Origin of the sequence: Vibrio sp. Vb0888 (assembly GCF_033338835.1) — a bacterium.
GTDB classification, from domain to species: Bacteria; Pseudomonadota; Gammaproteobacteria; order Enterobacterales; family Vibrionaceae; genus Vibrio; species Vibrio alginolyticus.
Map to the genome: position 1 here is coordinate 1 of NZ_JAWOTL010000188.1, position 1,240 is coordinate 1,240.

General features: G+C 49.4%; 1 protein-coding gene. It reads left to right on the plus strand.

From position 1 onward, the window contains the following. Positions 1-1,194, plus strand: a 1,194-nt coding sequence (gene murA, locus R7P72_RS24915; protein WP_318089987.1) for a UDP-N-acetylglucosamine 1-carboxyvinyltransferase, incomplete at its 5' end; no start/stop codon positions are given. Positions 1,195-1,240 lie beyond the last annotated feature (46 nt).

Here is a 1,240-nt window from a genome sequence, read left to right on the forward strand (position 1 = left end):
GCAAAAAACGCAGCACTGCCGATTTTATTTGCGTCTATCTTGGCGGAAGAGCCAGTAGAAGTGGCAAACGTACCACATCTTCGCGATATCGACACAACCATGGAGCTACTAAAACGCCTTGGCGCTAAAGTAAGCCGTAACGGTTCTGTTCACGTCGATCCAAGCAGCATCAATGAATATTGCGCTCCTTATGATTTAGTTAAAACCATGCGTGCTTCTATCTGGGCGTTAGGCCCACTTGTGGCTCGTTTTGGTCAAGGTCAAGTTTCTCTACCTGGTGGTTGTGCTATCGGCGCACGTCCAGTTGACTTGCACATTACTGGCCTGGAACAACTAGGCGCAACCATCACACTTGAAGATGGTTACGTGAAAGCTGAAGTTGATGGTCGTCTGAAAGGCGCGCACATCGTGATGGACAAAGTGAGCGTTGGCGCGACCATTACCATCATGTGTGCAGCAGCTCTGGCTGAAGGTACCACAACGTTAGATAACGCAGCGCGCGAACCTGAAATCGTCGATACGGCGGATTTCCTAAATAAACTTGGCGCGAAAATCTCTGGCGCGGGTACAGACACCATCACTATCGAAGGTGTTGAGCGCTTAGGTGGCGGCAAGCACAGTGTCGTAGCAGACCGTATTGAAACGGGGACATTCCTAGTAGCTGCAGCGGTATCTGGCGGTAAAGTGGTTTGTCGTAATACCAACGGTCACTTGCTTGAAGCGGTTCTAGCGAAGCTAGAAGAAGCGGGCGCATTGGTGGAGACAGGTGAAGACTGGATCTCTGTTGATATGACAGACCGTGAGTTAAAAGCAGTAAGTATTCGCACTGCGCCTCACCCTGGTTTCCCGACAGACATGCAAGCGCAATTTACGCTATTGAACATGATGGCGAAAGGCGGCGGCGTGATCACTGAAACTATCTTTGAAAACCGCTTTATGCACGTGCCTGAGCTGATGCGTATGGGGGCGAAAGCGGAGATTGAAGGTAATACGGTTATTTGTGGTGACGTTGAATCTCTAAGTGGTGCACAAGTGATGGCTACGGATCTACGTGCTTCGGCAAGTTTGGTGATTGCTGGTTGTATCGCGAAAGGCGAAACCATCGTAGATCGTATTTATCACATCGATCGCGGTTATGACAAAATTGAAAATAAACTGGCTGCACTTGGCGCAAATATTGAGCGAGTGAGCTAGGCAAGTTAAACTGCACAGCAGGTGACTTGGATATGAAGAGAGCCGA